We start from the raw sequence: 12914 nt of genomic DNA, 5'->3' as shown, positions 1-12914 counted from the left end.
ATCGTGCTCGAACGCGGTGCTTACCGTTTTTGAGATCGATAGCCGTCTACCGCTCCGCATCAATGGCCAGGACACATGTTGTCCCGAGGCAAGCATTGTCCCAAAGCTTGGCCAGTGGAATGGAACGGGTTTTGATATTTTGAGAAATGGCTGGGGCGCCAGGATTCTAATCCAGCATGCATCAACGCCTTTGTAGCTGATATAATTGGACTTTTTCAGGCATGCTGTTACGCATAGATGCACCTCAATGCAGCTACGCGCGAGAATGCCATGTGTCTTGCAACCAACCTTGTCCGGCGCGGCGCAACCTACTATGTCCGCGCCCGCGTGCCCAAGGATTTGCTGGCGCACATGGGGCGCGCCGAGATCTGGCGGTCACTGGGAACCAAGGATCCGCAGGAGGCGCGCCGGCTTCTTCCTGCCGCCATGGCTGACCTGCACCGGCTGTTTGACGACTGCCGTTTGCAGCGCGATCACGATGGAGCGGCGATGCCACCCAGCACGAGCCCGCCACGCTTCAGCGCTGACGAGTTGCGGCGCTTTGCGCAGGAGTTTTACGAGCATGAGCTTGCGACGGACGCGCGCGAGCGGGTGAATGGGCTGTCCGTCGAAATGGTGCAGCTGCGCCAGCGGACAGCTCAGATCCAAGGCCAGGATCTCGGCATGACGGGTAACTCCGTCCACGTTCACCACGCGGCGGATGCAATCTTCGAGCGCTACGGTTGGCAGGTACGGCCGCCGACAGAGGAGGATACCGGGCAGGGCAAGGAAGGGACGCCGATCCTGCGCCGCGACGATCCAAGCTATCGGGAGGTTTGCCAGTGGCTCATGCGCGCGAAGGCCGAAGCATTCCATCGGATGAGCGAACGCGACCGGGGCAATTTTGGCGGTCGGCCCGCGGATTCAGTGCTGGCGCCTGCCGCGCCGGCGGCTTCGTCGAGCGGCCCGCCCCCAGCGCCGTTAGTGGCGACGCCTGTGGCTCAGCCCGGCGAAACACTCGCTGAGTTGCACGAGAAGTACCTTGCCGAGCGCCAGGACATCACAGCCGAATGGCGGTTGACGAACCGGGCCATCATCCGCCTTTTCGTCGAGCATATCGGCGCTGGCCGGGCAGTTAGCTCGATCACGAAGCGCGACGTGCGCGCCTGGAAGGAGGCGCTTCTTCAATTCCCCTCGCGCGGCACCATGCGCGGCGAAAAGGGAAGCTTCCAGGAGATCATCGCCCGCAACAAGCAAGAGGGGCGCCCGACCCTAAGCGCCCGGACAATCAACAAATACCTGAGCGCGTTACGCCAGTTCGCGCAATGGCTCGAGACGCACGAATACATAGACGCGAACCCGGTCTCGGACGATATGTCGCTGTCGGAAGGCGACGATCAGGACAAGCGCGATCCCTTCACCGTCGAGCAGCTGCAAAAACTGTTCACGTCGCCGCTGTTCACCGGCAGCAAGTCCGACGACAATCGCGAGCTGCACATTGCCGGCCGCGTTGAAGTGCGGGATCACCGGTTTTGGCTTCCGCTGCTGGCTTTGTGGACAGGCGCGCGCCTTGGTGAGCTAGCTCAGCTTCAAATTAGCGACGTTCAGCGCCTTCAAGGCGTCGATTGCATCAACATCAACACCATCGGCGGCAAGCGAGTGAAGCGCAAGGCGTCAAAGCGCATCGTGCCCATTCATCCGCAACTGAAGCGCCTTGGCTTTCTTGAGTTCATCGAGCGCAAGCGTGCCGACGGCGCCGACCGGCTCTTTCCAGAGATTGAGCCGGATGCTTTGGGGCGCATCTCCAGCGACTACAGCAAGACCTTCGCCAAGTATGCCCGGCGCGTCGGCGTCAAAACGGACGAGCGCCTGACATTTCACTCATTCCGCCACAGCTTTGCCGACGCGATGCGGCTGGCAGGCTATCCCGATAGCACCATAGCATCGATTATCGGCCAAGCGAACGTGACCGTCACCGCCAGCTACGGCTCGCTCACCGAGTTCGGGCCGAAAGAACGCGCCATGATGGTGGAAAAGGTCCGCTACGGTGAGTTGGATCTTAGCCACCTACATGCGCCGGGTTAGTGTGTTTACGATCTTTCGCACGCCACTGCGTTTGCGGTAGGCTTCTCTAAGCTTCCGATTGACGGAGAATTGATAAATTTCTAATTTACGCAGCCGAATCATAGAGGACCCGCCATGCTAAAGCACTGCGCTGTCATAGTCTTATTGTTCTGTTTCTGTTCAAGCGACATCTCTGCGCAAGAGCTTGATAAGCTTAGCAAAAAGCAAATGGAGCAAAGAATATCAAGCTACCTTGATGTAGGGATTTATTACCCAGTTGCTAAGGCGCAATGGCATGCTATGCGATGTGATAAACCCCATGTTGCGGCAGAATACGAGGCAAGACTAGTCTCTGTTGCATATATGGTTGTTAGTACGGTTGATTTTGTTCGTTTGAAGCTTGAAGACGAACAAAGCCGATGCTGCCAGAATCCACTTACACGACAATGGATAGCTGCAGAGTGTTCTAGCGTTGAGGAAGGAAAGGCTCGGCAGTCTGCCGATGAAATGCTATCGAATCTAAACCAAATGATAACGACTTACAGGAAAAAATATTAGTCAGAACGGTTGTTATTGTAAGTGCGCCGTAGGCAGCGCTCGGTGCATGCTATCTTTTGCTTCTGGCTTTCAGAAGCAGTCGCTCAGTATTCCTCAGCAGCGCGCTGATTGCCGGCAACGGCCCACGTTTCGGATCTTGCCGCCCCTCTCGAGGCTTGCCGCGCAGATTACAAGATTGAAATCGGCGTTCCGCCGCGCTGGTCGGGCGTGACAGGCCGCCTTGCGGATCTTGTCGCCTCTGCGCGGCCCTTGCCGCGCTTTACCAGCGGCCAAAAGACGCCGTCGGCGGTTTACTCGCGCTTAACCCGCCGCGTTGTGGATTGAGCCGCGCCCGGCGAGGCCGTCTCGCTGTCGAGCGACGCTTGAGCGCCGGTCAGCGCCGCCGGTGGCGAGCCCGTCGCGTGCCGGCGCTGGGAGAGGGCGCCGCCGTCGGTTCGACCGGCCGGGATCGCGGGATTGACGAGCGGGGCGAGCGCGGCAGGGCCAATCCTGAAAAAACGGCCGCTGGATGCGGTCTGATGGTGTTTGGCTACCCGTTTTAGCCGGCGCATGACCAGAACGCACTCAGCGGCGCTCTGGCGGACTGCCAGGGGCATCGTATGGGGCGGCCGGAGGGGGTTAGAGGGGTCAGGGGCCGAAGGTCAGTCAAAACTGAGTGATCCAGGGGGCAGGGCGGGGGCCGGATCCTTCGCCCGGAGCCCGGAGACGCGACCGGGACGGGTTCACCCTCAACTCAGCGAAGCGGATCCGCCGTGGCTCCCGGAGAGGGTCGCGGGAAATCTGTCCGATGGGCTCTATTAAATTCTTCTCCATTCCTCTTCCTCTTTCTTTCTTAATATGGAGCGCACCGGACAGATTTTCCGCGACCCTCTCCGGGAGCGGGGAAGAGATCTGACGGATTCCTCGCGGCCTTCTCCGGGAGATAAGCCTCGCACGAGCCGCCGCCCGGTCGAGGAGCTTGGCCGCTCCGGGCGTCACCGCCAGCCGCCGCAACATATGACCTTTGTTACATTGCTAAAGATAATGCCTGTTTCGGCGTAGCTTGATGCTCCGGCCGCTATAGAGGATCCAAGCTATAGCATTGAAGGGGCGGCCCGATGTCGCGCAACGTTTCCACGATCATGATTCCTGCCGAGCGCGGCGAACAGCTCCGCCGGCTTGTCGCGTTCTACGGCGTCAGCGCCGCCGAGCTGCTGGACGAATGGATCTCAAGCGCCATCGCCGAGACCGGGGTATCCGACGCGCTGCCCGGCTATGAGGTTCTCGCTTGTGCGGACGAGGGAGAATGCTTCGTCCATTTTTCGGCCATCGCCTGTCCCATTGTCGGCCTGAACCCGACCGAAGCCCGCGCGTTCGCCGAGGCTCTGGAGGGCACCAGCTACACCACGAACCCACCATCGGCCGCGCTGAAGACGGCCGATGGGTGCATCATTGCCGTCGTTCGGCACGGGCGCGGCATGAGGATGCTGATCAAGGCTGAAGGGTATGCCGAGGCCGGCAAACGCGTCATGTCGCGGGCGCTCGCGCGGGATCTGGCGCGCCAGTTGCGCCGTGAGGCCGGGAAGCTCGACTCACCGGCCGCGTAACAAAAAACCCGACCCCAGGGAGAGGTCGGGTTTTTCGATGGGTGCCCGTGGCGACAGGCGCCCCTGCTTGATGCCGCTGCTACAGCACGAGAAGGAATTTATCTATGAACATCGCCGATTTCAACGACTTTCTAGAGGGAAAGCCGCCTTTATCGCCCCATCTATCTATCTCCTGTGGCGCCGAAGGCAATGGAGATAACGACGATCTTTTCAGTATCATTGACAAGCTTGGTGACGATCACCCGGATGCAGTCGCCGAATCCTCTTCTGTCGTGGTCGATCTACCTCCTAATACCAAGACAACGGGTGGCGCATCTGACGATGACTTTATAGCCAAGTTTGCATATCTGCGCAGGGTCTTTGCTGGAATCATCAAGCTCGAAAAGCGCATGGTGGACCAGCTGACGCCCGAGATGGTCCAGCGTCTGAGGCTCTTAGATGACCGCCGGGAGGAACTGCAACGTTCAGCTTATGAACTGGCGGAGAAAGGGACGCCCGAGCGAACCGAGCTGGGCCGGTCGTTTGCAGCGTTCAAGGCGGAACGCAAGGCCGTGAAGGAAAAGGCGCAAGCTGAGTGCCGCGCTGAGGATATTCGCCGGATGCAGGACGCGCTACGCGATCCTAGCTGGCAGCCGGAGCCGGGCGCCTTCGACTGGAAGGGGTTCAGTGACCCGGCCGCCGCCTACGCGGCGCTTGAGCCCTACGCGAAGGCCAAGGGCGCAGAGTGCGCCGACGCCGCGCAGGACGCGGAGATCTGGAATCGGCACGTCGAGGAGGGTGCCTTGCCGTCCGCTGCCATCGCCCTTCTGATCCGCGATGCCAGATACAAGCGCTCCCAGCGCGCCAAGGCCAAGGCAATGACGCCCAAGCCGCCGCCGATGCTGGAGATCGTTTCTGACGCCCGCAGAGATGAGCTGAGGATTTGGCTCGATCAACAGCCGGCGCCGGTAGCACGCCAGCTCAAGGGCCGCGTTGACGATCTGCTGATGGCGGCGGTCGCGTATCTCAGCTGCATGCAGGCGCATGGTCCCAAGGTGCGACCGCGCCACTTCAAGGATGAACTCGCGAAGATCGAGGGCGCCGCAGAGTTGGTGGCAGGGTCCGACGACGCCATTGACCGCTATGTGCACCGGATGAAGCAGCTGCACGGCGAAGGCGGGCCGTGGGAGCGTGCGGCGCGTGACGTGGCAAGCCGGCACGATCATTTCGCCAAGCAACTCGAAGCCGAGAAGGCGGCCAAGCCGAAGCCGGCCAGGGCAAAGCCGGTCAGCTATGACCCCATTAGGTTCGCCAAGAGAGTTACGCACGTGCACGGACAACAGGAGAACGCTCGTAGGAAGTTGGAAACGTGGACGGCCGCCGAGCCCAACGAGGAGGGTCAAGCGTGGGCGCGCGCCCATGCCTCTGCGATCATGGCGGCTTGGACAGCCTTGGGGAAATGTGACCAGGGCGCCAGCCGTGAGGCATTGCTGAAGGAATTTGAGAAGCGCCTCAAGCAGGATCAGACCGCCTTGGCTGTTCTGAGGGTGCTGAAGCCGCCGGCATGGCTCGACATGCTAGAGCAGCTGTACGGCGAAGGTGGGCCGTGGGCAGACATGCCGGCCGACGCGCTGAAGCGGGCAGCATAGGGCGCATGTGAGCCGACGGCTGGCGCGTATGTCGGCTCTGATTGCTTCAGTTATTTAGATACCATAAGCCCTCGTTGCTTGTAGGACGATGATGCAAACTTATGCTGCCGAACCATCAGACGGCGTGCGACTCTTTGGCAACTTAGGAAGTTTCGGTGCACTGGGTGGCACGCGCCCATGTATTTCTGCCAAAGAAGCGTCAAAATCGTAGAAATTTCTTAGGAAGGTCATCGCATAGTCAAGAAGAATATCGACGTCTTCTTGCGATGGCGCAAACCCCCTATGAACTGCTGCGTTCCCTATCTCAATGAATTTTGCCAATGTACTTTTATCCCGCTGTGATATATGCCCCTTTTCAACCATCCAATCAATCTTCTCTTGAAATCCCTTGTCGCCTTCGAGTATATCTGTAAGCACATAATCCAATACGGATCTAAGCCCCATTCCTGCAAGTCTATAATGTTCTCCATGATAAGCATGGATTACTTCCTCAAGAAGATCATATATATGCGCATGCTTCCTCAAGCTGTGGAAGCTTGAGCGCCCAGGCAGTTTTCTAAACATTTTGCTCGGGTAATAATTTTCGTATTCAGGATCTCCTGATGGTTCTTCGCCTATATCTGTGAAGTATCCTTCTTCTTTGATGTTGAAGTGATCGCATCCGCAACACTTAAGCGCAAATAGGCATCTATGGTACTCGAATTCATAGCCAGCTGCCACAACCGAACCTGAGCGCCATTTCGTCTCGCCAAGTATGAATTGTTTTCGCAATCCTAAGCAGCCGTTGCAGTGCGCTCTTTTTATTTTCAAAGCTTCAGGTGCTTCCATCGTAAGGCGCTCCAGACATCAATACGATGATTATGCCTTTTAGAAGAGCGCGGTCCGAGTTATTTCGTGGGTGCACCACCTGCCGGACGAGTCCCCTGGGGAGGGGATGGGGTGCCGGGCGGCCGGCAGCGCCCGGCCCGGCCCGCCTGCGGCACGGTGCCGCGCCCGCCCCGTCCTGCCACGGTCGAGGGATTGCCACGGGCCGGCGACGTGTTCACGTCAGGGTGAAACCAGCGGAGTCCTTGCCATGCTGCGCGCCATCGTCACCCTTGCCTTACTGATCGCGGCGGCAACCTTTGTCATGACGCCCGCCGATGCCGGCAGCCTGGATAGCCTGGGCGAGACCCGCAGCGCTCGGCCGCTCTTCAAGGGATCCGAGACCTACCAGCTGCGCGACAGCGCCGGCCGCAGTACGGGCACGGCCCGGCCGCTCTACCAGGGCAGCGACAGCTACACGCTGCGCGACCGGGCGGGCCGGAGCGTTGGCAGCGTGGCGCCGCTCTACCGTGGCTCCGATCAGCTGGTGATCCGCGACCGGGGCGGGCGCCGCGCCGGCACGCTCGACCGGAACTAGGCGGGCGTTGCTGCCCGTTGATGGCCGCCCTACAATCCGGCCGCCATGGTTCAGCTTCGGGGTAGGATGATGCGGTACGGCTTGCCGGCAGCGGCGCTTGCTGCGGCTTTGTTTGTGTCGGGATGCGCGACGGAGCCGGTGAAGGCATCAAAAGCCGCTCTGGTGCCGGCGGATCGCGTCTACGCGTACGGGCAGGAAGCACCCGGCGCGGCAACTGTCATCATCGTGCGTGACAGCGGCTTCACGGGAGGCGGCGCCTCTCACACGATCAAGGTTGATGGGGTTGAAGCCGCCACGCTAGAGGCGGGCGAGCGCGCAACCCTCTACCTCCCGCCCGGCGATCATGTCTTCGGCGTCTCCTGGGGCTGGGGCCGAAGCTCGAACAACGTCGTGGGCGAGATCCTGTTGCGCCTGGAAGCGGGGAAGCCGCGCTACATTCGGACGTCAGGACAGCTGCCCGCGATCCAGCCTTCCGCTGAGATCGTTGACTGATCCGCAGCGCCCGAACGGTACAACCGCGCGTGATCTAAGCCGCGCCGCGCAGCGTGAGGCCGGCGCCCGGCCGACAAGAAATCTAGGACAGCGGTCACAAGGACGGGCCAAAAGGGGCGCTCCGGGGTGACGAAATGCCCTGGATGCTGAGACCAGAGTCCGCCGCGCCACGCCCACCAGAAGCCCAAACGCTGGACCCGTTGGAAGCCCTCGCTTTCCGTTTTCGGCGCGCCTAGATTTTATTTTCCATAATTCATCTTATTACGTCCCGTATAGGTAGAACATCTTTACGGGCGGTTTCACTCTTGCCGCCGGAAGGGGCTCATTCGTCGGCGTCGAGGATCGCGCTTGCATGGGCGTCGAAGGCCTTCCGGTTGCCTTTCGTGATGTCTCTCGACTTCGCGGCCATGCCCAATCGGATCAGCTGCGCGCCCAGCACCGTTACGTTCCGGCGCAGGCCTTCGGCGTCGATCTCCTGCCCCTCCAACAGCGCGGCGGTGTCGCGCTCGATCAGCAAGGCCAGGACGGCAGCCGCGCGCAACTGGATCTTCTCGGCGGGCGTGACGGCGTTGCCCAGCTGCGCCATGAGATCGCCGGCAATGGTCTTGTAGCGGCGGGCGAGTTGGGTTCGCCCGTCGATCTTCTCCCCGTTCAAGACGAGATCGAAGGGCTCGGCAAGGCTCGGCGCAAGGTCGGCCGGGACGGTGGCGGTGCGGGGCATGACGGGCTCCTATCGGTCGGGCATGAATGTTACATAATAACGTTTTTGGCAGCTCCGGCCCTTGGGAACGCTGGGCTTTCGGCTGATCGGGGAATTGCTCGCGGGCGGGAGCGTTGATGGAACTTGGGCGTATCCATTCACCGGCGGAGTTGGGAGGGATCTCCTATGTCCCTTCCGGCCGTAGCGGCTACGCCCCGGCGGTGTCCTCTGTCAGTGCTGGGCTTTGCGCTTCGGCTTCTGGCTTGTGCATGAACGGTTCCGGCGGTGCAGTGGTGGTGGCGCATTGATGGCGAAGAGCGCAGCTTCACGCACGGCGTCGGGATCGAGATCGGCGCGCAGGCACGCTTCAATGAAGTCTTGATCGGCCGCTTCAAACCATTCGCGGGCGGCGAGGCGCACGAGATTGGCGCGCTTGGGTTGATGGATGCCCGCCGGCATCCGGCTTGTCGCATCCCGAAGGGCTTGGAGGATGACGGCGCGCCAGAGGTGGCGCTCGCCGTTGATCTGATCGCGGTCTTCAAGCATGGCGGCTTGTCCGATCTTGGCGACGTCAGGCGATCAGGTCGGCGTCATGCCCACCGGAGCGCAGAAAGGGCGACAGGATCGCGCGCACGGTTGGCGGCACGCCGTCGGCCGTGGTCGGCCGGTAATCAACGCGGAGATCGCCGACGCTGCGCGAGCTGATTGCCGGGCCGGAGCTGGGCGCAGCGGTCAAAAGCGTGAGTGCCCATTCACAAACGGCGCGGCGGATCGCGTCGGGCACGATGTTGGCCGGAAGTGAACGGCGTTCGCCGTCGCGGACGTTGGCGCGCGGCCATGCAAGGCGCTGTTCGGTTTTGACGATCATGCCGGCAAAGCTGAGGCGATCGAGAGCGGCTGTCGCCATGATCAGCGCCCGGTCGCGGTCTTCGGCGCTCGCCTTGGTCCAGCCGTCGGCGCGCAGCTGGTCGGCGAAGTAGGCGTCGGCCGTGGCGGCGTCGAGGTAGGCGTTCGTTCCAACGGTCAGCATGGCGCAGTCATCCGAAGTGAATTTTGACGACGGTGGCGCCGCGCTCATCGGTGAGGCGGTCCACGGCGAGAAGGGGCGGGCTTGTGCCGTCGGGCAGCGTCACCCGGTCGTCGAGCCCGACGACGGGCGCGCCAGCCAACCAGGCCGAACCGCGCGCAGCGACGGTGTCGCCGTTACGGTCGCGCACCAGGCGCGAGCGGTAGGCGACGCGGGCGCGGTAGGTGCTGGCCGGGCCGTAGCTCGGCGCACCGTAGACGTCATGGCCGTTTGCCGGCGCATGCTCGACAACATCGGGCATCAGGTCGGCGAGATCGTCGATCAAGCGAGCCTCCAACGGGCGGTGGCGCGGAACTCGGCGGTGGTCACGCCCGGCGCCGGGTTGTTCGGGACAGGCAAGGTCAGCGGCCGGCAGTGGAGAACCCACCACTCGGCGAGCGGCGCGCCGAGAAGGTTGATCGCGGCCGACGTGGCGCCGGCTGTCTGCAGCGCGTCGGCGAGATCGTCGGAAAAGGCCGTCACGACGAAGTCGAGCCGGTGCAGGCCGGGCAGCTCGGCGTCAATCGCCGTCGGCAGAGCGCGCAGCACGACGCAACGGCCATGGCTCGGCGGCTTGAAGCCGACGAAGACTGGTAGGCTGAGCGCGGATTGCAGACGGGCAGCGAGAGCTTCGAGCATGACGGCGGTCCTGAAGGGGAGAAGCCCGCCGCGCACACTGGGAGACCTAGAGGCGTGCCGCGGGCGGTCGGGGTTGCTTTTGGGAGGCGGGACGATGGCCCGACGGAGACCCCGGCACCCGGTGGTGGCGCTGCGCGCAAGGCGCCACCGCCGGGTGATCAGCAGGGGTTACGCCTTCGCGACGCCCGTCAGGCGGGCGGCGCACTTCGGGTGCTTCAGCACCACGCCCGAATACCACTCGGTGCGGGTCCGCAGCGCCGGCTTGCTGTCGATCTCGCCGAGATCGCGCACGCTGATCGGCGCCGTCTGGATGCCGTGCAGCGCATCGGGCGCGAAGCGGACGGCGTAGACGCTGGCGGTTTCTTCGTTTGTGCCGACGGTCTCGTTAAAATCGAGGATCGCGGCACCGTCGGCGCCTTCCTCAATCGGCAGAACCGGCACGCCGTTGTAGGACATGACCGGGCGACCGAAGTCGGGGACCATGAGCTGATCGGGCGCGGTGCCGCCCGACGCGCGCAGCAGGGCGCGCAGCTGGCGGATTACGGCCTTCGGCATGAAGATCGCCGACGGGGCGCCGGTCACGGCGTCGATCAGCTCGTCCAGGGCGGACAGGGAGATCGGCGCGCCGTTGGCGCCGCTGATGAGCACCTGATTGCCGGTCAGGCGCTTGTTAAGACCGTCGAAGGCTTTCGCGTTCACGGCGGTGTCGCCGTGGAAGAAGGTCTTGAGCCATTCCAGGGTGAGGGCCTTGGCCTTCATGGCGTCATGGACGGCGCGGCTGTTGTTGTCGCCGGTCTGCATCGCGATCTGCGCGACGTCATAGTCGGAGTCGCCGCCGACGATGGTCAGCTTCTCCGTCATCGGGTTGATGACGCCGGTGGACTCCGCATAGCCTTCGTTGAAGTCGCGAAAGGCAATGCCGGGCAAGGTCTGCTCGATGTTGTAGCGGAAGGAGTTGCCGGCGATGTTGGCAAACGGCAGCAGGGCGAGAACCGGGTTCTCGCGGGCGAAGATCTCGACAACGCCCGACGCCAGCGGCGACGGGTTGAGTTTTGCCCATTCATTGACGGTCAGCATTTTTCCAGGTTCCTTTTACTTGGAGCGGTAGCCCGCCGCCATCCGGGCCACCGGCGGCAAGGTCGAGAGATCGGGGGTGGTCGGAGTGATCGCCGGCCGGGCGGTGTCGGTGGTCGGCACGACGGGCGCCGGGGCTGCCGGAGCGGGCGCGGCGGGCTGGGCAGCGGCGGCCTTCAGCGATGCGACTTCGGCGGTCAGCGCCGTGACGGCGGCGAGGATCGCGGCCATCGGATCGGCGGGCGTGTCGGCCGGGGCGGGAACGGGCGCGTCGGCGGGTGCCGGCGCCGCATCATTCGGCGGCGTGGTCATCGTCGTTTTCCTGGGTGTCGGTGTCGGCCGCGACGGGCTCGACGGGGGCGGGTACGGCGACGGCGGGCGTCGGCCGCAGGGTTTCGGTCTCGGCCTTGCGCTTCATCAGCTCGGCGAGGGCGTCCTCGCGGGTGGGGAAGCCGTCGGGGTTCTCGGCGCGCAGGAGATCCACCGGCGACCACGCGCCCAGCTCGATCCGCGTGCGGGCGTTCGTCAGGCGCTCGGTCTCACTGACGTTCTCCTGAAGCTCAGCAAAATCGACGGTCATGGTCGCGTCGGCCGGAATGGTGCCGGGCCGGTGGGTGTTGACCACGGCCTTAATCACGTTCCACAGCCGCGCCTCGAAGGTGCGCCATAGCGCAATGTCATCGAGCCGGGCTTCCTTGAGGTCGATCTGCTCGACGTGCTTCGCGGCGCCGCTTTCCGACGCCCGGTCGAGATCGAAGACGTCGGCGGAGAGATCGTTCGCAGCCGCCGTCTGACGCATGACGAACTGGATCGCTTCAAGAATGTCGCTGATCGGCGCGTTGGGCGCGGCAAAGCCGAACTTCCCGCCATCGGGCAGGGTGATCGCCCGCTCGGGACCGATGCGGACGGCTTCGCCCGCCGGCAGTCCGGTTGCCCATGCCTGCCCGTGCGCTTGCAGCTCGACGGCGCGCCAAAGGTTTGTCAGGGCGACGTTGATCGCCTCTTGCGCCTCGATCAGGTCGTCGCCGCCCGGCAGGAAGAAGCAGTCGTCGGGGTGACGGTCGAAGAGCGCCACGAACGGCAAGACGCCGTAGGGGTTCACGTTGCCAGGGTTGCCGGAGATCGCCAGGGGCGCGCCACGGTAGTCGCGCCGCTGGTAGGTTGTCGCGGTCCAGTCGGAGAAGGTCCGGTCGATCTCGCGCTCGGCGTTGTGCGTGATGATCAGGCGATTGGGGAATTCAGGATCCGGCGCGATGGCGTCGAGAACGTTCGGGGTGACGACGTGCAGCGTCGGGCCGGTGGCGCTCCAACCAACTTGAAGGGCGCCGGTCTTCAGCAGCTTGACCAGCCGGGAGGCGCGCTTCAGCACGACGTCGGCATTCATCGCCCGATAGAGCGCGTCGCCGGCTTCCTGATCGAGACCAGTAAAGATACGGCGCGGCGCCAATCGGTAGAGGTTGGCGCGCTTGTTGATCGTCTTCTTCACGATGTTGACTTGGAACAGCCGGAAGGCTTCAGGCTTGCTCCACTTCTGCCCGATCAGGCGAAGCGTCTCGTCGGATTGTTGATCGTGGTAGTAGCGCAGCCATTTTTCGGCGCGCTGCTTGCGAGCCCTTGAAGCCATGACAAGGCTGACGACGGGATCAACGGAGTTGAAGACGCGACCAAACATGGAAGTACTGCCGTGCAGCTTCGATCACAGCAGCTCTTGGACTGCATTCCTAAA

At 62.8% G+C, this 12914-nt stretch carries 14 protein-coding genes; 5 read left to right on the top strand and 9 right to left on the bottom strand.

Annotation, left to right across the window (positions count from 1 at the left end):
* Positions 1-237: 237 nt before the first annotated feature.
* From JUB11_RS03085 to JUB11_RS03075, 3 genes are all read left to right on the top strand, one after another.
* A complete protein-coding gene (locus tag JUB11_RS03085; RefSeq protein WP_207456078.1) occupies positions 238-2064 on the top strand; it encodes a site-specific integrase in 1827 nt (608 codons plus the stop codon).
* A gap of 1634 nt (positions 2065-3698) precedes the next feature.
* Complete coding sequence (locus JUB11_RS03080) at positions 3699-4187, top strand: hypothetical protein (protein WP_207456076.1); 489 nt, start codon at positions 3699-3701, stop codon at positions 4185-4187.
* Between the two features lie 104 nt (positions 4188-4291).
* On the top strand, positions 4292-5815 hold the full coding sequence (locus tag JUB11_RS03075; RefSeq protein WP_207456074.1) for a hypothetical protein: 1524 nt from the start codon (positions 4292-4294) through the stop codon (positions 5813-5815).
* Positions 5816-5914: 99 nt separating this feature from the next.
* On the opposite strand, the gene JUB11_RS03070 is transcribed toward JUB11_RS03075, so the two are convergent.
* Positions 5915-6643, bottom strand: a complete 729-nt coding sequence (locus JUB11_RS03070) for a DUF4145 domain-containing protein (protein WP_207456073.1) — start codon at positions 6641-6643, stop codon at positions 5915-5917.
* A gap of 301 nt (positions 6644-6944) precedes the next feature.
* Here JUB11_RS03070 and JUB11_RS03065 point away from each other — a divergent pair, with 301 nt between their 5' ends.
* Both JUB11_RS03065 and JUB11_RS03060 read left to right on the top strand, forming a co-directional pair.
* The gene (locus JUB11_RS03065) at positions 6945-7217 is read left to right on the top strand and encodes a hypothetical protein (protein WP_207456072.1); all 273 of its coding nucleotides are present in this window, start codon (positions 6945-6947) and stop codon (positions 7215-7217) included.
* Positions 7218-7283: 66 nt separating this feature from the next.
* Positions 7284-7709: a hypothetical protein gene (locus JUB11_RS03060; protein ID WP_207456071.1), complete on the top strand. Its 426-nt coding sequence runs from the start codon at positions 7284-7286 to the stop codon at positions 7707-7709.
* 322 nt (positions 7710-8031) lie between these two features.
* Here the strand turns inward: JUB11_RS03060 and JUB11_RS03055 are convergent, their stop codons facing one another.
* From JUB11_RS03055 to JUB11_RS03020, 8 genes are all read right to left on the bottom strand, one after another.
* The gene (locus tag JUB11_RS03055) at positions 8032-8430 is read right to left on the bottom strand and encodes a hypothetical protein (RefSeq protein ID WP_207456070.1); all 399 of its coding nucleotides are present in this window, start codon (positions 8428-8430) and stop codon (positions 8032-8034) included.
* 210 nt (positions 8431-8640) lie between these two features.
* A complete protein-coding gene (locus JUB11_RS03050) occupies positions 8641-8955 on the bottom strand; it encodes a hypothetical protein (RefSeq protein WP_207456068.1) in 315 nt (104 codons plus the stop codon).
* A 25-nt stretch (positions 8956-8980) separates the two neighbouring features.
* Positions 8981-9439, bottom strand: a complete 459-nt coding sequence (locus tag JUB11_RS03045) for a DnaT-like ssDNA-binding protein (RefSeq protein ID WP_207456066.1) — start codon at positions 9437-9439, stop codon at positions 8981-8983.
* A 7-nt stretch (positions 9440-9446) separates the two neighbouring features.
* Positions 9447-9761 carry a hypothetical protein gene (locus tag JUB11_RS03040; protein ID WP_207456064.1) on the bottom strand — a complete coding sequence of 105 codons (315 nt, stop codon included), beginning with the start codon at positions 9759-9761 and terminating at the stop codon, positions 9447-9449.
* On the bottom strand, positions 9758-10114 hold the full coding sequence (locus tag JUB11_RS03035; protein WP_207456062.1) for a hypothetical protein: 357 nt from the start codon (positions 10112-10114) through the stop codon (positions 9758-9760). The genes JUB11_RS03040 and JUB11_RS03035 overlap by 4 nt, the downstream gene beginning before the upstream one ends.
* Positions 10115-10282: 168 nt before the next feature.
* Positions 10283-11191, bottom strand: coding sequence for a major capsid protein (locus JUB11_RS03030; protein WP_207456059.1), 909 nt, complete (start codon positions 11189-11191; stop codon positions 10283-10285).
* Between the two features lie 15 nt (positions 11192-11206).
* Positions 11207-11500 (bottom strand): hypothetical protein, encoded by a 294-nt coding sequence (locus JUB11_RS03025; RefSeq protein WP_207456057.1) that lies wholly within the window; start codon positions 11498-11500, stop codon positions 11207-11209.
* On the bottom strand, positions 11481-12860 hold the full coding sequence (locus tag JUB11_RS03020; protein ID WP_207456056.1) for a hypothetical protein: 1380 nt from the start codon (positions 12858-12860) through the stop codon (positions 11481-11483). The genes JUB11_RS03025 and JUB11_RS03020 overlap by 20 nt, the downstream gene beginning before the upstream one ends.
* Positions 12861-12914: the final 54 nt, after the last annotated feature.

The sequence above is a fragment of the Azospirillum sp. SYSU D00513 genome, from assembly GCF_017356015.1.
GTDB lineage: Bacteria > Pseudomonadota > Alphaproteobacteria > Azospirillales > Azospirillaceae > Azospirillum.
Note: the sequence above shows the minus strand (reverse complement) of the source record. Positions and strands in the feature narration are given on the sequence as shown.

What these genes read in the sequence shown, in the direction of transcription:
- JUB11_RS03085 (WP_207456078.1), top strand. Translation starts at nt 238, where the DNA reads ATGCACCTCAATGCAGCTACGCGCGAGAATGCCATGTGTCTTGCAACC.
- JUB11_RS03080 (WP_207456076.1), top strand. Translation starts at nt 3,699, where the DNA reads ATGTCGCGCAACGTTTCCACGATCATGATTCCTGCCGAGCGCGGCGAA.
- JUB11_RS03075 (WP_207456074.1), top strand. Translation starts at nt 4,292, where the DNA reads ATGAACATCGCCGATTTCAACGACTTTCTAGAGGGAAAGCCGCCTTTA.
- JUB11_RS03070 (WP_207456073.1), bottom strand. Translation starts at nt 6,643, where the DNA reads ATGGAAGCACCTGAAGCTTTGAAAATAAAAAGAGCGCACTGCAACGGC.
- JUB11_RS03065 (WP_207456072.1), top strand. Translation starts at nt 6,945, where the DNA reads ATGACGCCCGCCGATGCCGGCAGCCTGGATAGCCTGGGCGAGACCCGC.
- JUB11_RS03060 (WP_207456071.1), top strand. Translation starts at nt 7,284, where the DNA reads ATGATGCGGTACGGCTTGCCGGCAGCGGCGCTTGCTGCGGCTTTGTTT.
- JUB11_RS03055 (WP_207456070.1), bottom strand. Translation starts at nt 8,430, where the DNA reads ATGCCCCGCACCGCCACCGTCCCGGCCGACCTTGCGCCGAGCCTTGCC.
- JUB11_RS03050 (WP_207456068.1), bottom strand. Translation starts at nt 8,955, where the DNA reads ATGCTTGAAGACCGCGATCAGATCAACGGCGAGCGCCACCTCTGGCGC.
- JUB11_RS03045 (WP_207456066.1), bottom strand. Translation starts at nt 9,439, where the DNA reads ATGCTGACCGTTGGAACGAACGCCTACCTCGACGCCGCCACGGCCGAC.
- JUB11_RS03035 (WP_207456062.1), bottom strand. Translation starts at nt 10,114, where the DNA reads ATGCTCGAAGCTCTCGCTGCCCGTCTGCAATCCGCGCTCAGCCTACCA.
- JUB11_RS03030 (WP_207456059.1), bottom strand. Translation starts at nt 11,191, where the DNA reads ATGCTGACCGTCAATGAATGGGCAAAACTCAACCCGTCGCCGCTGGCG.
- JUB11_RS03025 (WP_207456057.1), bottom strand. Translation starts at nt 11,500, where the DNA reads ATGACCACGCCGCCGAATGATGCGGCGCCGGCACCCGCCGACGCGCCC.
- JUB11_RS03020 (WP_207456056.1), bottom strand. Translation starts at nt 12,860, where the DNA reads ATGTTTGGTCGCGTCTTCAACTCCGTTGATCCCGTCGTCAGCCTTGTC.